Annotated in this window: 17 protein-coding genes and 1 other RNA gene; 7 read left to right on the top strand and 11 right to left on the bottom strand. The window is 46.0% G+C overall.

Annotation, left to right across the window (positions count from 1 at the left end):
• Positions 1 to 3: 3 nt before the first annotated feature.
• The 3 genes from folP to rlmE are packed head-to-tail and all read right to left on the bottom strand — an operon-like array spanning position 4 to position 3,511.
• Complete coding sequence (gene folP, locus TOLA_RS11435; RefSeq protein WP_015879317.1) at positions 4 to 846, bottom strand: dihydropteroate synthase; 843 nt, start codon at positions 844 to 846, stop codon at positions 4 to 6.
• A 58-nt stretch (positions 847 to 904) separates the two neighbouring features.
• Positions 905 to 2,839, bottom strand: a complete 1,935-nt coding sequence (gene ftsH / locus TOLA_RS11440) for an ATP-dependent zinc metalloprotease FtsH (protein WP_041609526.1) — start codon at positions 2,837 to 2,839, stop codon at positions 905 to 907.
• Between the two features lie 42 nt (positions 2,840 to 2,881).
• Entirely contained in the window at positions 2,882 to 3,511 is a 630-nt protein-coding gene (gene rlmE / locus TOLA_RS11445; RefSeq protein WP_015879319.1) for a 23S rRNA (uridine(2552)-2'-O)-methyltransferase RlmE, read from the bottom strand.
• A gap of 94 nt (positions 3,512 to 3,605) precedes the next feature.
• Here rlmE and yhbY point away from each other — a divergent pair, with 94 nt between their 5' ends.
• Positions 3,606 to 3,899 (top strand): ribosome assembly RNA-binding protein YhbY, encoded by a 294-nt coding sequence (gene yhbY, locus TOLA_RS11450; protein WP_015879320.1) that lies wholly within the window; start codon positions 3,606 to 3,608, stop codon positions 3,897 to 3,899.
• 58 nt (positions 3,900 to 3,957) lie between these two features.
• Here the strand turns inward: yhbY and greA are convergent, their stop codons facing one another.
• The 4 genes from greA to grpE all read right to left on the bottom strand — a co-directional run bounded on the left by greA (position 3,958) and on the right by grpE (position 8,469).
• Positions 3,958 to 4,434, bottom strand: coding sequence for a transcription elongation factor GreA (greA, locus tag TOLA_RS11455; RefSeq protein WP_015879321.1), 477 nt, complete (start codon positions 4,432 to 4,434; stop codon positions 3,958 to 3,960).
• Positions 4,435 to 4,578: 144 nt separating this feature from the next.
• A complete protein-coding gene (gene dnaJ / locus TOLA_RS11460) occupies positions 4,579 to 5,709 on the bottom strand; it encodes a molecular chaperone DnaJ (RefSeq protein ID WP_015879322.1) in 1,131 nt (376 codons plus the stop codon).
• A gap of 86 nt (positions 5,710 to 5,795) precedes the next feature.
• Complete coding sequence (dnaK, locus tag TOLA_RS11465; RefSeq protein WP_015879323.1) at positions 5,796 to 7,730, bottom strand: molecular chaperone DnaK; 1,935 nt, start codon at positions 7,728 to 7,730, stop codon at positions 5,796 to 5,798.
• Positions 7,731 to 7,875: 145 nt separating this feature from the next.
• Positions 7,876 to 8,469 carry a nucleotide exchange factor GrpE gene (grpE, locus tag TOLA_RS11470; RefSeq protein WP_015879324.1) on the bottom strand — a complete coding sequence of 198 codons (594 nt, stop codon included), beginning with the start codon at positions 8,467 to 8,469 and terminating at the stop codon, positions 7,876 to 7,878.
• Positions 8,470 to 8,615: 146 nt separating this feature from the next.
• Between grpE and nadK the strand changes: the two genes are divergently transcribed.
• The 3 genes from nadK to TOLA_RS11485 all read left to right on the top strand — a co-directional run bounded on the left by nadK (position 8,616) and on the right by TOLA_RS11485 (position 11,671).
• Complete coding sequence (gene nadK / locus TOLA_RS11475; protein WP_015879325.1) at positions 8,616 to 9,500, top strand: NAD(+) kinase; 885 nt, start codon at positions 8,616 to 8,618, stop codon at positions 9,498 to 9,500.
• A gap of 90 nt (positions 9,501 to 9,590) precedes the next feature.
• Positions 9,591 to 11,258, top strand: a complete 1,668-nt coding sequence (gene recN / locus TOLA_RS11480) for a DNA repair protein RecN (protein ID WP_015879326.1) — start codon at positions 9,591 to 9,593, stop codon at positions 11,256 to 11,258.
• A 71-nt stretch (positions 11,259 to 11,329) separates the two neighbouring features.
• Positions 11,330 to 11,671: an outer membrane protein assembly factor BamE gene (locus TOLA_RS11485; RefSeq protein ID WP_041609527.1), complete on the top strand. Its 342-nt coding sequence runs from the start codon at positions 11,330 to 11,332 to the stop codon at positions 11,669 to 11,671.
• A 53-nt stretch (positions 11,672 to 11,724) separates the two neighbouring features.
• Here the strand turns inward: TOLA_RS11485 and TOLA_RS11490 are convergent, their stop codons facing one another.
• Both TOLA_RS11490 and TOLA_RS11495 read right to left on the bottom strand, forming a co-directional pair.
• Positions 11,725 to 12,024: an RnfH family protein gene (locus tag TOLA_RS11490; protein WP_015879328.1), complete on the bottom strand. Its 300-nt coding sequence runs from the start codon at positions 12,022 to 12,024 to the stop codon at positions 11,725 to 11,727.
• A complete protein-coding gene (locus TOLA_RS11495) occupies positions 12,017 to 12,451 on the bottom strand; it encodes an SRPBCC family protein (RefSeq protein WP_015879329.1) in 435 nt (144 codons plus the stop codon). The genes TOLA_RS11490 and TOLA_RS11495 overlap by 8 nt, the downstream gene beginning before the upstream one ends.
• A gap of 131 nt (positions 12,452 to 12,582) precedes the next feature.
• Between TOLA_RS11495 and smpB the strand changes: the two genes are divergently transcribed.
• The 3 genes from smpB (at position 12,583) to TOLA_RS11505 (ending at position 14,899) form a co-directional block, all read left to right on the top strand.
• Positions 12,583 to 13,065 carry an SsrA-binding protein SmpB gene (smpB, locus tag TOLA_RS11500; RefSeq protein WP_015879330.1) on the top strand — a complete coding sequence of 161 codons (483 nt, stop codon included), beginning with the start codon at positions 12,583 to 12,585 and terminating at the stop codon, positions 13,063 to 13,065.
• 45 nt (positions 13,066 to 13,110) lie between these two features.
• Positions 13,111 to 13,471: a transfer-messenger RNA gene (gene ssrA, locus TOLA_RS16540) on the top strand.
• 180 nt (positions 13,472 to 13,651) lie between these two features.
• Positions 13,652 to 14,899: an integrase domain-containing protein gene (locus tag TOLA_RS11505; protein ID WP_015879331.1), complete on the top strand. Its 1,248-nt coding sequence runs from the start codon at positions 13,652 to 13,654 to the stop codon at positions 14,897 to 14,899.
• Between the two features lie 117 nt (positions 14,900 to 15,016).
• Here the strand turns inward: TOLA_RS11505 and TOLA_RS11510 are convergent, their stop codons facing one another.
• Together TOLA_RS11510 and TOLA_RS11515 are read right to left on the bottom strand one after the other, a co-directional pair.
• A complete protein-coding gene (locus tag TOLA_RS11510; protein ID WP_015879332.1) occupies positions 15,017 to 15,403 on the bottom strand; it encodes an HI0074 family nucleotidyltransferase substrate-binding subunit in 387 nt (128 codons plus the stop codon).
• Positions 15,381 to 15,683 carry a nucleotidyltransferase domain-containing protein gene (locus TOLA_RS11515; protein WP_015879333.1) on the bottom strand — a complete coding sequence of 101 codons (303 nt, stop codon included), beginning with the start codon at positions 15,681 to 15,683 and terminating at the stop codon, positions 15,381 to 15,383. Before TOLA_RS11515 ends, TOLA_RS11510 begins: the two co-directional genes overlap by 23 nt.
• Positions 15,684 to 15,768 lie beyond the last annotated feature (85 nt).

The raw sequence follows: 15,768 nt of genomic DNA on the forward strand, positions 1-15,768 counted from the left end.
AGTTTAGTTAGTATGTGATATCTGGTATTGCTGAGCATGCCAGAAGACCCGAACCGCATCACGGGTAGCCCGTACATCATGAACACGGATAATACGCGCGCCCTGCGTAAGTGCATAGAGTGCCGCACCAATACTTCCGGATAATCGCTCATCAACAGAACAGTTCAGAAAGTTTCCGATCATGCTTTTGCGTGACATGCCAACCAAGACCGGATATTGAAAATCTAATTCTTTCATTCGGCCCAGCAGCTCATAGTTTTGCTCTAATGTTTTACCAAACCCAAAGCCAGGATCGAGAATCAGCTTTTCAGCTGAGATGCCGGCCTGAAGGCAAGCATTCACCCGGTTATTGAGGAAGGATGACACTTCAGTGATCACATTTGTGTAAGCTGGTTGCTGTTGCATGGTTTCCGGATCGCCCTGCATATGCATCAGACAGATTAGTGCATCGCTTGCAGCAGCAACATTCAGCGCACCTTCTTCCTGTAATGCTTTGATATCATTAATCAGATGAGCACCGGCACGGCAGGCTTCTGCCATAACTGCTGGCTTATAGGTATCGACAGAGATCATAACATTCAGTTTACGGGACAACTGTTCAATGATCGGAACAACACGATCCAGTTCTTCCTGTTCAGACACATAAGCTGCACCTGGCCGGGTTGACTCTCCGCCAACATCAATAATATCCGCGCCTTCAGCCACCATCTGTTCTGCTCGAAACAGGGCTTTATCCAGTTGATTAAAATGAGAACCGTCAGAGAATGAATCTGGAGTTATATTCAGGATCCCCATGATTCTTGGTTGCGACAGATCCAGATCACGTCCACAGCCAGTCAATATCATCATTTTTCTCCAATAAAAAAACCCCAGACTAACTGTCTGGGGTTAATGCTAAACAATACTAATGCGAGGTATCAGAAGGTGTTGAGCTATTATTGCTGTCGTTATTAGCAGAGTTACTTTCAGTGCCTGTTGTAGCTGCACCGCCGCCGTTCTGCGAATTATAATCACGCTCATAATCCGCAGGTAACCGCACCTCTCTGCGGCACATTAGATCATCAATCTGATGTGCATCAATGGTTTCATACTTCATCAACGCATCTTTCATCGCATGTAAAACATCCATGTTATCTAATAACAGTTGTTTTGAGCGATCATAGTTACGGTTGATGATCTGTTTGATTTCGGTATCAATAATACGAGCCGTATCATCAGACATATGCTTCGCTTTGGCCATTGACCGACCCAGGAAAACTTCACCGTCTTCCTCTGCATACAGCATTGGACCTAACCGATCAGACATCCCCCACTGTGTCACCATTTTTCTGGCTAATTCAGTGGCACGTTCAATGTCATTTGATGCGCCGGTAGTTACCTTTTCACTGCCATAGATAATTTCTTCGGCTAAACGGCCACCGTAGAGACTGGAGATCATTGACTCAAGATACTGCTTTGAATGACTCCAACGATCCTGTTCCGGCAGATACATGGTTACACCCAAGGCACGACCACGAGGAATGATCGATACCTTATAGACTGGATCATGTTCCGGTACCAGACGACCAATGATGGCATGACCTGCCTCATGATATGCCGTCATCTCTTTTTCTGATTCAGACATCACCATGGACTTACGTTCGGCACCCATCATGATCTTATCTTTCGCACGCTCGAATTCAGCCATGCTAACCAGACGTTTATTACCTCGTGCAGCAAACAGAGCGGCTTCATTGACCAGGTTGGCCAAATCGGCACCGGAGAAACCCGGTGTACCACGAGCAATCAGTGATGCATCAACATCATCACCCAGTGGCACTTTGCGCATATGAACTTTCAGGATCTGTTCACGACCACGGACATCCGGCAAGCCAACAACAACCTGACGGTCAAAACGGCCCGGACGCAGTAATGCAGGATCAAGTACATCAGGACGGTTAGTTGCCGCAATCACAATGATAGCTTCGTGACCTTCAAAACCATCCATTTCAACCAGCATCTGGTTCAGTGTTTGCTCACGTTCATCGTGACCACCACCAAGACCTGCACCACGCTGACGACCTACTGCATCAATTTCATCGATAAAGATAATGCACGGAGATGCTTTCTTCGCTTGTTCGAACATATCACGGACACGGGAGGCACCGACACCAACGAACATTTCTACGAAATCAGAACCTGAGATGGAGAAAAACGGGACTTTAGCTTCACCAGCAATCGCTTTTGCCAGCAAAGTTTTACCTGTACCCGGTTGACCGACCATCAGGATACCTTTAGGTATCTTACCGCCCAGTTTCTGGAACCGGGATGGATCCCGCAGATAATCGACCAGCTCTTTCACTTCTTCTTTAGCTTCATCACACCCTGCGACATCAGCAAAAGTCGTTTTGATCTGATCTTCACCCATCAACCGCGCTTTGCTTTTACCAAAAGACATGGCGCCTTTTCCGCCACCGCCTTGCATCTGACGCATGAAGAATACCCATACGCCAATCAGTAGAAGCATTGGGAACCAGGAAATGAAAATGCTTGCCAGCAAGCTAGGCTCTTCAGGTTTATCACCAACAACGCGAACGTTATGATTCAGCAAATCATTAATCAGCTGATTATCCTGCATCGGCATAACAGTCGTGAATTTCTCACCGTCACGCTTCTGACCATTGATTACCTTGCCATCAATGTGCACTTCACGAATTTGATCTTGTGCCACATCACGGACAAAACTGGAATAATCCAACTGCCGTCCTGAGTTATCACTGGGACTAAAACTCTGGAACAATGACATCAGTACTACTGCGATAACTAACCACAGGATCAGGTTTTTCGCCATATCACTCAATTCTCTAACCTCGCAATTGATGGCTAAGATAGTTTCAGGTTACTACAGTTTGAAACCTGTAGCCACAATATAGACTTCCCGCGAACGGGATCGTGATGAATCAGGTTTACGAATTTTGACCACAGAAAACAATGATCTGACTTCCTTTAGGTACTCTTCAAAACCAGCACCCTGAAACACTTTTACCACAAAGCTGCCTTTGGCAGCCAGAACCTGTTTACACATTTCCAGCGCAAGTTCCACCAGATACATCGACCGTGGCTGATCCACAGCCGGAGTTCCGGACATATTGGGTGCCATATCAGAAAGAATAATATCCACTTTCTGTTCGCCAACCCGTCCCAGCAATGCACTTAATACTGCCTCTTCACGGAAATCGCCCTGTAGAAAATCTACGCCGGCGATTGGATCCATAGGTAGAATATCGCATGCTATCACCCTGCCATGAGGTCCGACCTGTTCAACACAGAACTGTGACCAGCCTCCGGGAGCGGCACCAAGATCTACGACCGTCATGCCTTGTTTGATCAATTTGTCTTTTTGCTGAATCTCATCAATTTTAAATACAGCACGGGATCGCAGCCCCTGTTTTTGTGCCTGCTGCACATACTTGTCATCAAAATGTTCTTTTAGCCAACGTGTTGAGCTGGCGGTACGCTTCTTTTTACTCATGTAAACGACTCTGGGAACGAACCCTATTAGTATTAAAGTGTAGATGGGGTTAAAATGTGGCGTTTTCAATATTTAATAAAGAAGAAATAGTGCCATGAATTTAACAACCAAACAAAAGCAATATTTGAAAGGACTGGCTCATGATCTGAAACCAGTTGTCATGCTGGGACAGCATGGACTGACTGAAGGTGTGCTGGCCGAGATAGATGCGGCACTAAACCACCATGAGCTAATCAAGGTTAAAGTATCTGCCGCTGATCGCGAAACCAAGAAATTGATCGTTGACGCGATTGTCCGCGAAACCAATGCGGTACAGGTGCAGGTGATGGGGAATGTCTTAACTCTGTTCCGTCCTTCCGAAGAAAAGAAAATCCATATTCCGAAGTAACTAACAACGCCATCTGCTGCTTTGTTTCAGTAGCAGATGGCGTCATCCTGCACAGCCGTCAGATATATTCAACCTGAACAATTTCAAAATCAACTTTGCCTGCAGGCGTCGTGATAGTTGCTACGTCATCGACTTCTTTACCGATTAAGCCACGAGCAATCGGCGAATTGATAGAGAGCAAACCAGACTTGATATCAGACTCATCATCACCAACGATCCGGTAGGTAATTTCTTCTTCTGTATCGCATTTCAACACAGTAACTGTTGCACCAAAAATAACGCGGCCATTTTTTGGCAATTTAGTCACATCAATGATTTGAGCCTTAGATAGCTTGGCTTCAACTTCCTGAATGCGACCTTCACAGAAACCTTGCTGCTCACGGGCTGCGTGATATTCTGCATTTTCTTTCAAATCACCATGCGCGCGGGCTTCCGCAATTGCCTGAATGATTTGTGGGCGTTGTACTGTCTTCAAATACTCGAGTTCTTCGCGTAATTTCTCCGCGCCGAGCACGGTCATTGGAGTCTGATTCATAACCTTGGACCTAATCGTTCTTTCTTAGCGTTAAGAAAACGCAATAAGAGAAAGATGATATGAAAAACTCATATCATCTCACTACAAAATGGAATACCCGACTATACCTCAGCGCCTGCCCGAAACAAACAGACACCCGCATTATTAGCCTGTCAGATCATCAAAGAATCGTTTTACGCCCTCAAAGAATCCATCTGCTTTTGGCTTATGTGTTTTCACACCTGAACCGTTCAGTGAATCTTCAAGTTGCTTCAGTAATTCTTTCTGCTCGTCACTGAGTTTTACCGGTGTTTCCACCACAGCTTTACATAGCAGATCACCTTCAGCACCAGAGCGTAATGAGCGAACCCCTTTACCACGCAGGCGGAACATACGGCCAGTCTGTGTTTCAACAGGGATCTTAAGCATTACTCTGCCATCCAGAGTCGGCACTGCAACTTCGCCACCCAAAGCAGCCGTGGTGAAACTGATCGGGATTTCGCAGTACAGGTTATTGCCATCACGAACAAAAATCGGATGCTCTTTTACATGAACCTGTACGTACAAATCACCGGCTGGAGCACCAAACTCGCCTGCTTCACCTTCACCAGCCAAGCGGATACGATCACCTGTATCAACGCCAGCCGGAATTTTAACGGACAGGGTTTTGGTTTTTTGCACACGGCCATCGCCATGACATTTACGGCACGGATCAGTGATGATCTTACCTTTACCATGACAGTGTGGACACGCTTGTGTAACCGCGAAGAAACCCTGACGCATTTGTACCTGGCCGGAACCGTGGCAGGTTGGACAGGTTTGTGCTGATGTTCCCGTACGGGCACCTGAGCCATGACATTCGTCACACTCTACCAGCGTAGGAACTTTGATCTCTTTGCTTACACCCCGAACAGCCTCTTCCAGAGTCAGTTCCATGTTGTAGCGCAGATCAGAACCTCGTGCAGCTCGCTGACTACGACGACCACCACCAAAGATATCGCCAAAGATATCGCCGAATACATCACCAAAATCAGCACCACCGCCAAAACCACCCGGGCCAGCCTGATTCGGATCAACACCTGCATGACCAAATTTGTCATACGCTGCGCGTTTTTGAGCATCAGAGAGAATTTCGTATGCTTCTTTAGCTTCTTTGAATTTTTCTTCTGATTCAGGGTTGTCGGGATTGCGATCCGGGTGGAACTTCATCGCCAGTCGCTTGTAAGCTTTTTTGATTTCCCGCTCATCGGCAGAGCGTTCAACCCCTAATATTTCGTAATAATCTCGCTTTGCCATAGTGAGTCATCCATACCTTTTTGTATAGACAGACGGGCGTTGGTCTCCCAACGCCCGTGATTACTGCCAATAGCTGTTAATGATGCTTATTTTTTGTCGTCTTTAACTTCTTCAAATTCAGCATCGACAACGTCATCATGTGCTTTACCACCAGCAGTATCTGCACCAGCGTCAGCGCCTTGATGTGCATGCTGATGCTGCTGTGCTTGCTGTTGAGCAATTTCCATCAGTTTCTGAGATGCGGTCATCAGCTCTTGCTGTTTAGCTTCGATGGTTGCTTTGTCTTCGCTCTTCAGTGCATCTTCCAATGCTTTTACTGCTGCATCGATTTTCGCTTTTTCATCCGCTGGCAACGCAGTACCTGCTTCGGTGATCTGCTTACGAGTAGCATGGATCAACGCATCGGCATGGTTACGCGCCTGAACTAACTCTTCGAATTTCTTGTCTTCAGCTGCATTAGCTTCCGCTTCACGTACCATGCGCTGAATTTCATCATCAGACAGACCAGAAGATGCCTGAATAGTGATGTTCTGCTCTTTACCTGTTTCTTTATCTTTCGCAGAAACATGCAAAATACCATCCGCGTCGATATCGAAAGTTACTTCGATCTGTGGCAAGCCACGTGGTGCAGGACGGATGCCTTCCAGGTTGAATTGACCCAGAGACTTGTTATCAGTCGCACGTTTACGCTCACCCTGCAGTACATGGATAGTTACTGCTGACTGATTGTCATCTGCTGTAGAGAACACCTGTGATTTCTTAGTTGGGATCGTGGTATTTTTCTCGATCAGCGTAGTCATCACGCTACCCATGGTTTCGATACCCAGTGACAGCGGGGTAACGTCCAGCAGCAGTACGTCGTGTTTTTCACCAGCCAGTACCGCACCTTGAATAGCCGCACCCATTGCTACCGCTTCATCAGGGTTTACGTCTTTACGAGGCTCTTTACCGAAGAAATCAGCAACCGCTTTTTGCACCATCGGCATACGAGTCTGACCACCGACCAGGATGATGTCATCCAGCTGGCTGACTGATAAACCCGCATCTTTCAGTGCTGTTTTCAGTGGTTCGATAGTTTTCTTAACCAGATCTTCAACCAGAGATTCCAGTTTAGAACGGGTTACTTTGATATTCATGTGCTTAGGACCAGTAGCATCTGCGGTGATATACGGCAGGTTTACTTCGGTCTGCTGAGCAGATGACAGTTCAATTTTTGCTTTTTCTGCAGAATCTTTCAGACGTTGCAGTGCCAGCTGATCTTTACGCAGATCGATGCCCTGCTCACGTTTGAATTCATCTACCAGATAGTTGATCAGGCGGTTATCAAAGTCTTCACCACCTAAGTGGGTGTCACCGTTGGTAGACAGAACTTCGAAGGTTTTTTCACCGTCCATTTCATCAATTTCGATGATGGAAATATCGAATGTACCACCGCCCAAGTCATAAACAGCGATTTTACGTTCGCCCTGCACTTTGTTTACGCCGTAAGCGAAAGCGGCTGCAGTTGGTTCGTTGATGATACGTTTTACGTCCAGACCCGCGATACGACCAGCATCTTTAGTTGCCTGACGTTGCGCATCGTTGAAGTAAGCCGGAACAGTAATAACTGCTTCAGTGACTGGCTCACCCAGGAAATCTTCGGCTGTTTTCTTCATTTTTTTCAGCACTTCAGCTGAAATCTGTGGTGCAGCCAGTTTGCGACCTTTTACGTCTACCCATGCATCGCCGTTATCAGCACGCACGATGTCGAATGGCATAATTTTAATGTCACGCTGTACTTCTTCGTCTTCATAACGACGGCCAATCAAACGCTTGATTGCGTACAGGGTGTTTTTCGGGTTAGTGATTGACTGACGTTTTGCTGGTTGACCAACCAGAATTTCACCATCATCGGTGTAAGCAATGATGGAAGGAGTTGTACGATCGCCTTCCGCATTTTCAATTACACGAGCCGTGTCACCATCCAGAATAGCCACGCATGAGTTGGTGGTGCCCAAGTCAATACCGATGATTCTACCCATTTTGATATGTCTCCAGAATTTCTTACTACATTTAAACCGTTATTTATTAAGTGGGGGCTGAACCGCAATTTTCAAGTTAACCCACCAAACGGCGTTGACAGTTATATGGTGTTATCCCCTCATCTATTCAAGGGGAAATAATAAATTAAACTTCTGCGCTGGCTGCTGGTGCTTTGCTAACCATCACCATGGCCGGACGAATCACCCGGCCATTCAATTCATACCCTTTTTGCATTACAGCAATAACGGTATTCGGCGCTACATCGCCATTTTCAATCATGCTCATAGCCTGATGCTGATTCGGATCAAATGCCTGCCCCTGCGGGTCAAGCGCGATAACACCGAATTTAGCAACACTGTTAGCCATTGATTTTAGTGTCAGTTCCACACCTTCCAGCAATGGTTTTACTGCGTCATTTTGTTTGTCCGCAACCTGGATTGTGCGCTCCAGATTATCCAGAACAGGAAGCAGTTCAGTTACAAATTTCTCTAAGGCAAACTTATGTGCTTTTTCAACGTCTAATGCTGTACGGCGACGCAGGTTTTCCATTTCAGCAACGGTTCTCAGCGCGCGATCTTTTTCTTCCGCAGCAATGCTACTGGCTTGTTCCAGCTTCTGTTCAAGCTCGACAACATAAGCGGAATCAATAGCTACACCTTCGATCGCCACTGTTTCTTGCTGGTCCGCGGTCTGAGTTTCCTGATTGATGGGTTCCTGAACTTGTTCCTGATTAGTCATCTCTCACTACCTGAATGTTACGTAATGGCACAAATATGGGGATGCCATTGTTATTTTCAAGAGGCTATTTTTCATCTGCAGGTAATTTATTGGTTCAACAGGCAAAAGAGTTATACTGAAACCACAGTATTTTCCGGAATGAACTCATGTCTCAGGCTTTTCGTACGCTGGCATTACTCGGCAAAGCAAACAATGATGATGTTAATCAAACCATCAATGCATTGTATAAATTCCTGCGCGAGCAAAACTACAACGTCCTGACTGAGACCCGCCTGGCACATCAATTACCATGTCCGGCTGAGCATTGCATGGATATAGTGGAACTTGGAAAAAATGCAGATCTGGCAATAGTGGTGGGTGGCGACGGCCATATGCTGGGCGCAGCCCGCGTCTTGGCTCGTTATGATGTTCCGGTGATTGGTGTTAACCGCGGTAATCTGGGGTTTCTGACTGATTTATCTCCGCATGATTTCGAAGTGTCATTACAGCAGGTGCTATCCGGTGATTATCAGACTGAACATCGTTTTTTACTGGAGACAACCATCTATCGCCATGGTGAACCGAAATCATCAAATACTGCACTCAACGAAGCTGTACTGCACCCGGGCAAAATAGCCCATATGATTGAATATTCAGTCTATATTGATGATAGTTTTGTTTTCAGTCAGCGGGCTGACGGCATGATTGTATCAACACCAACCGGATCAACTGCTTATGCCCTTTCTGCGGGTGGACCGATCCTTATGCCACAACTGGATGTTATGACGCTGGTACCAATGTTTCCACATACACTGAGCTGTCGTCCGATCGTAATTGATGCACATCGTCAGGTTAAACTGGTTATTTCACCTGATAATCCTGATGAGCAGTTGCATGTAAGCTGTGATGGTCACGTTACACTTTCAGTTCATCCCGGAGATGAAATTATTATTCGCCGGGCACCGCACCAGCTAACTTTGCTGCATCCTAAAGATTATGATTATTTCAATGTATTACGCACTAAATTAGGTTGGAGCAATCAACTGTTTTAATATACAGTAAATTTATTCACTGCCCTCTTTACTGTATCTATATACAGTATATACTCAAAGTCAGTTTATCTGCAGTGGAGTCTGCCCGGTATGCTGACACAACTCACCATTCATAACTTTGCGATTGTCCGATTTCTGGAACTGGATCTGCGTGATGGCATGACCTGCGTCACCGGAGAGACTGGTGCGGGAAAATCAATAGCCATTGATGCGTTAGGTCTTTGTCTTGGTGAACGGGCAGATGCCGGTATGCTGCGCCATGGCGCAGATAAAGCTGATGTCATCGCCCGCTTTAATATCGAAAAAAATCTGAACGCACAGCAATGGTTGCGCGCTAATGAACTCGACACACAGGATGAATGCATTCTGCGGCGGGTTATCACAAATGAAGGGCGTTCCCGGGCTTATATCAACGGCACTCCGGTTCCTCTGGCACAGCTGAAACAACTGGGCAATACGCTGATCAATATTCATGGTCAGCATGCACATCAGTTATTACTGAAATCTGAATATCAGCTGACCGTGCTGGACGCTTATGCTAACCATCAGGGATTACTGGACTCAACCCGTCAGCATTATCAAAGCTGGCGTAGTTTGCATGCGGAACGCCAACGTTTGCGTCAGGCTCAGGAACAACGTCAGTCACGCTTACAACTTCTGGAATATCAGGTTCAGGAGCTGGATGAATTTGCACTGCGTCCCGGTGAATTTGCAGAAATTGAAGTTGAACACACCCGGTTAGCAAACAGCGAATCGCTGCTTCATGACAGTCAGTTTTGTCTGCAATTACTGCATGATGGCGACGACATTACGATTGGTACATTGATGCAAAATGTTCTGGATAAACTGGAGCAGTTGGGGGAGATGGATCCGCTGCTGAAAAATGTCGCTCAGATGCTGCAGGATGCAAAAATCCAGATTGAAGAAAGTCATTATGAGTTGCGCAGTTATCTTGATAATCTCGATATTGACCCTACCCGCTTCATTGAAGTCGAAAATCGTCTTTCAAAGACAATGGAGTTAGCCCGTAAGCATCATGTCAAACCTGAAGAACTGGCAGAAAAACATCGGCAATTACGTCAGGAACTTCAGGAGTTAGGTGCGGCAGATGAACGTTTACAGGAGTTAGCTACCGCACTACAACAGGCCCGGGATGAATATCTTGATGCGGCACAAAAGTTATCCGCCAGCCGGAAACGTTATGCGGCAGAACTCAGCCAACAAATCACAGAACAGATTAGTCAGCTGAATATGCCGGATGGACGATTAGAGATCGTATTTCATCCGCAAGAAACGCCGACACCGACTGCATTAGGGCTTGATATCCCTGAGTTTCAGGTATCAACCAATCCGGGACAACCTTTGCAGGGGCTGGCAAAAGTAGCATCCGGGGGGGAATTATCCCGGATCAGTCTGGCGATACAGGTGATTACGGCACAACGCGTAGCAACACCAACCCTGATTTTTGATGAGGTGGATGTGGGGATCAGTGGCGGAACTGCATCTATTGTAGGGAAAATGCTACGTAAACTTGGTGAATCGACACAAGTTCTGGTCGTAACGCATTTGCCTCAGGTGGCTGGGCATGGACACCAGCAATATCTGGTTGCTAAACAAAATGATGGTCAGCAGACAGAAACATCAATGCAATTGCTGGATAAGGAAATGCGGCTACATGAATTAGCCCGCTTACTGGGAGGCAACCAGATCACATCTAATACACTGGCTAATGCCCGTGAGTTGCTGATCAGTGGCTAACGCTTTCCCTGATGATATTTACCCGTTATCATCTGGACAGCTTAATCGACCGTCAGACAAGAAGAACCGACATGCAAAATCGCAAATGGATAGCGGCACTGTTAGCCGGCGTGATGATGTCAGCCACTACTGGTTGTGTCTATCGTATTGATGTTCCACAAGGTAATTATGTCGAACAGAAACAAGTGGATCAGCTTCGCGTTGGCATGACCCGCGAACAGGTAATATATGTGATGGGTAGCCCGATGGTCACCGATCAGAATGATCCAAATGTCTGGTATTACATTTATTATCTGAAACCGGGCTGGGATAAAGCAGAGCGCAAAGACATGCGCCTCATGTTTAAAAATGATCGTCTTGCTGCTGTTTCCGGTGATTTTCGTCCTCCGGCAGATTTCTACAGACCGCTCTGATTTCCCCTATCAGACGGGGAACTGAGATAAGCCGTCGCCACTCGACGGCTTATTTATTTCAGCGATTGCAGCTTTGCTTTCTCAGCACGCTGTCTGCGGATTTCTTTTGGATCAGCAAGTAGCGGACGGTATATCTCAATGCGGGTTGGCCGCTCAAGACGGGTGCTCAATGCCACTGCCCGGCCAAATAGCCCCACTTTATTAACTGCCAAATCAATTTCCGGATGTCTCGCAAGAATTCCTGATTCCCGGATAGCGTCTTCAACACTGCTCCCGGTATTTATTTTCAGAGTCAATGTTGTCTGACGCATCGGTAAGGCATATACCACCTCAATCTGAATTTGATCAGGCACCGTAAACCTCCTTTGCTCGTTGAGTGAACGCCTGCACCATTGCGCCTGTAAGCTCTCTGAAAATCTTACCGAAAGCCAGTTCAATCAGCGGGGACATAAATTCGAATTCCAGATCCAACTCAATTTTGCAGGCATGCTCATCCAGGGAAACAAAACGCCAGATCCCTCGTAACATTCTGAACGGACCGTCAACAAGCTCCATATTAATGGAATTGTATGGGGTCAACGTATTTCGCGTCGTAAATGTTTTATGAATACCGGCTTTGGATACACTGACTGCTGCAACCATTTGACCATCTGATTGCTCCAGCACCTTTCCGGTTACACAGCCCGGCAGGAAATATGGATAGGCTTCTACATCATTGACTAATCTGAACATTTGTTCTGCACTGAACATCACCAGCGCACTGCGGTTAACTCGCGCCATAATCACTCCTCTTACTGCGCTGATTCTAGCATGAGGCCGTGACCAATCACTAAACCTGTGTGGCTTTGGTTTTACAGCATTATTACAGTACGTATAATAGAAGACCTAAGTTTATAAAAGGTTTCAGCGACATGAGTAAAAATAAAACGAAAAAAGGCGGTGACAGTACCATCGCGCTGAACAAAAAAGCCCGCCACGATTATTTTATTGAAGATAAATACGAGGCTGGTCTGGCATTGCAGGGCTGGGAAGTCAAATCTCTGCGAGCAGGTAAAGCCCATATCGGCGACAGCTATGTGTTACTGCAAAATGGCGAAGCCTTCTTATTCGGGGCGACGATTACACCATTGAACGTTGCTTCTACTCACGTAGTTTGTGATCCCACCCGGATCAGAAAACTATTATTGAAGAAAAGCGAATTAGAGCGCCTGATTGGTCTGGTCGAACGCCAGAGTTACACCTTGATCCCTCTGTCTATGTACTGGAGTCGTGCCTGGGTCAAAGTTGAAATTGGTTTGGCTAAGGGTAAGAAAGAACACGACAAACGAGAAGATCTGAAAGAGCGTGAATGGCAGCGGGATAAAGAACGAATGATGAAAAACAAAGGCAGATAACCTTGGATAGCATTTGTTTCTGAGGTATAGTAGCAGTAACACATTGGGGCTGATTCTGGATTCGACGGGACACTCGAAACCCAAGGTGCATGCCGAGGTGCGGTAGGCCTCGTTAACAAACCGCAAAAAAATAGTCGCAAACGACGAAACCTACGCTTTAGCAGCTTAATACCCTGCTCGGAGCCCTTCTACCCTAGCTTGCCTATGTCCTAGGGGATTGGAAGGTCATCTTTCATAGGATCGCGTGGAAACCTTGTCTGGGGTGGAAGCGTTAAAACTAATCAGACTAGTTATTCAGTAGCGTGTCGGTCCGCAGCTGGGTGGCGAATTTAAAGATTCGACTAAGCATGTAGTACTGAGGATGTAGGTTTTTCGGACGCGGGTTCAAATCCCGCCAGCTCCACCAAATACTTGTACGAAGCAGTACAAAGAAATACAAAAACCCGCGCAGCATAAGGCTTCGCGGGTTTTTTATTGTCCGATGTAATCCACAATAGTTCACCTAGAGCCAATAAAAATAGTAACATTATTGGTAACACCGGTCTGGTAACATCAATTTTGGTGTTACTGTTGTGGAGATGCCTCTATGAGTAAAGACAAATTAACCGACTCCAAGCTGCGAACAGCAAAGCCGGAAGACAAAGAATACAACCTCGGTGATGGGGATGGTCTGTATCTAAGGATCAAGCCCAACGGTAACAAAATGTGGTTATTCAACTACTACCGTCCAGACAATAAAAAAAGAGCTAATTTAAGTTTTGGCCCCTACCCTGATGTTACTTTGGCGGCTGCCAGAGAGCGGCGTAGGCAAGCACGTGCGTTGTTATCTGAAAACATTGACCCACAAACCTACTTGCAAGAACAAATCGCAATTACCAAAGCCAGAGATGAGGCAAGTAGTAACACGTTCGTTAAGATTGCTAGGCAATGGCTGGATATGAAGCGCCATGATGTTTCTGAAGACTATGCAGAAGACACATGGCGTTCACTCGAAATGTATATCCTTCCAGAGCTAGCGAACAAAACCATAGATCTCATCCGTGCCCCGATGGTTATTTCTCTACTGCGACCGTTAGAAGCCGATGGCAAGCTGGAAACAGTCCGTAGGCTTTGCCAGCGTGTAAATGAAATTATGTCTTATGCCGTTAATCACGGGCTTCTCGATGCAAACCCTTGCGCTGATATTCGAAAAGTATTCAAGAAACCATCTAAAAAACACATGCCAACAATCAGACCCGATGAATTACCGCTTCTGATGGCAGACATTATCAATGGTCGTTTAGATGCCACCACCCGCTGCCAGATTGAATGGAGTCTTCATACCCTAGTCCGACCGAACGAGTCAGCCGGTACGCGATGGGATGAGATCGACTTAGAATCTAAGATATGGACTATTCCGGCAGAACGGATGAAGATGGATCGAACGCACCGGATTCCATTAACAAAACAAGCCATTGCCCTGCTTGAAAGAATGAAACCAATCAGTGGTCATCGACCCCATGTATTTCCCAGTTATCGTAATCCACTTGGTCATATTCATGAACAAACTGCAAATGCAGCATTGAAACGCCTTGGCTATGGCGGTCGACTGGTCGCTCATGGTCTGCGCTCTCTTGGAAGCACAACGCTAAACGAGCAGGAATTTAACCCTGATGTTATTGAGGCTGCGCTGTCTCATGCAGATGATAATGAGATCCGTCGGGCCTACAACCGAAGTGATTACTTTGAACAACGCATAAAAATGATGCAATGGTGGAGTGATCATATCGAGGCTGCGGCCCAAGGATGGTTCAGTCTGGGTGGCAGTAAGGGATTAAAAATAGTAAATAGTTAGCTAACCTGTGATCGGTTTAACAAGCATTAACTGCATAAACAAGTCGGTACTGAATATCAGTACCGACTTGTTTTTTCTCAGCTATTCAGCAGACCTCGACTTTCATTCTTGCACTAGTCATTGAATGAAGCGTGTATTCAACAATTGGTATAGCGCCATCATTGCGGCAAAATGTGCGGGCAAGCGGCGGTAGATTTCTAAGGCTAGATCATCTTTGTAAGTTTGAGATGTAAGCACGCGATCTTTCAGCATACTTAGCCATTCAGACTCATCATTTAACCAATGAATTGCATACGCCTGCTGGATACTTTCTCGTGGAGTGTTAACTTCGATACCTTCAATTGCTAAACATTTCTTTAGCATTTTCCATGTTAGTTCAATAGAAAACTCAAATCGCTGGATACAGGCATCGACAACCAATGGCTGAGAAAGATCAAAGGCAAGAGATTCTTCCAGACGTTTTAATGCATTACCTAATGCATCAATTTTTAATTGGGCGTTCATATAGCAGCCTCTTATCCTTTTCTATCTGAATCCGTAACGGGCTGCTTAGCTGTTCGTGATCTAAACGGATGCAATCTATTGGCAACAAGGTATCTGCATCATCAACAATATTTACTATTGTCTGCCAATTTCTCTCGCTAGCATTAGGACACAAAATAGCGAGATCGATATCCGAACGCTCACGATGATCCCCTCTTGCTCGAGAACCAAACAGGTAAATAGCTTCTACAAATGGCAGATCCGCTATTTGCTGTAGAAAGTGATAATTCGTTAACTGCATAGCTCCCACTTAACCTTGTCAAAACTAAGCAAAGTCTAGCATATGGCGCATGTTCCTCTAATAGTTGGATTGTAGTAACCAAATT

The sequence above is a fragment of the Tolumonas auensis DSM 9187 genome, assembly GCF_000023065.1.
Taxonomy (GTDB): domain Bacteria; phylum Pseudomonadota; class Gammaproteobacteria; order Enterobacterales; family Aeromonadaceae; genus Tolumonas; species Tolumonas auensis.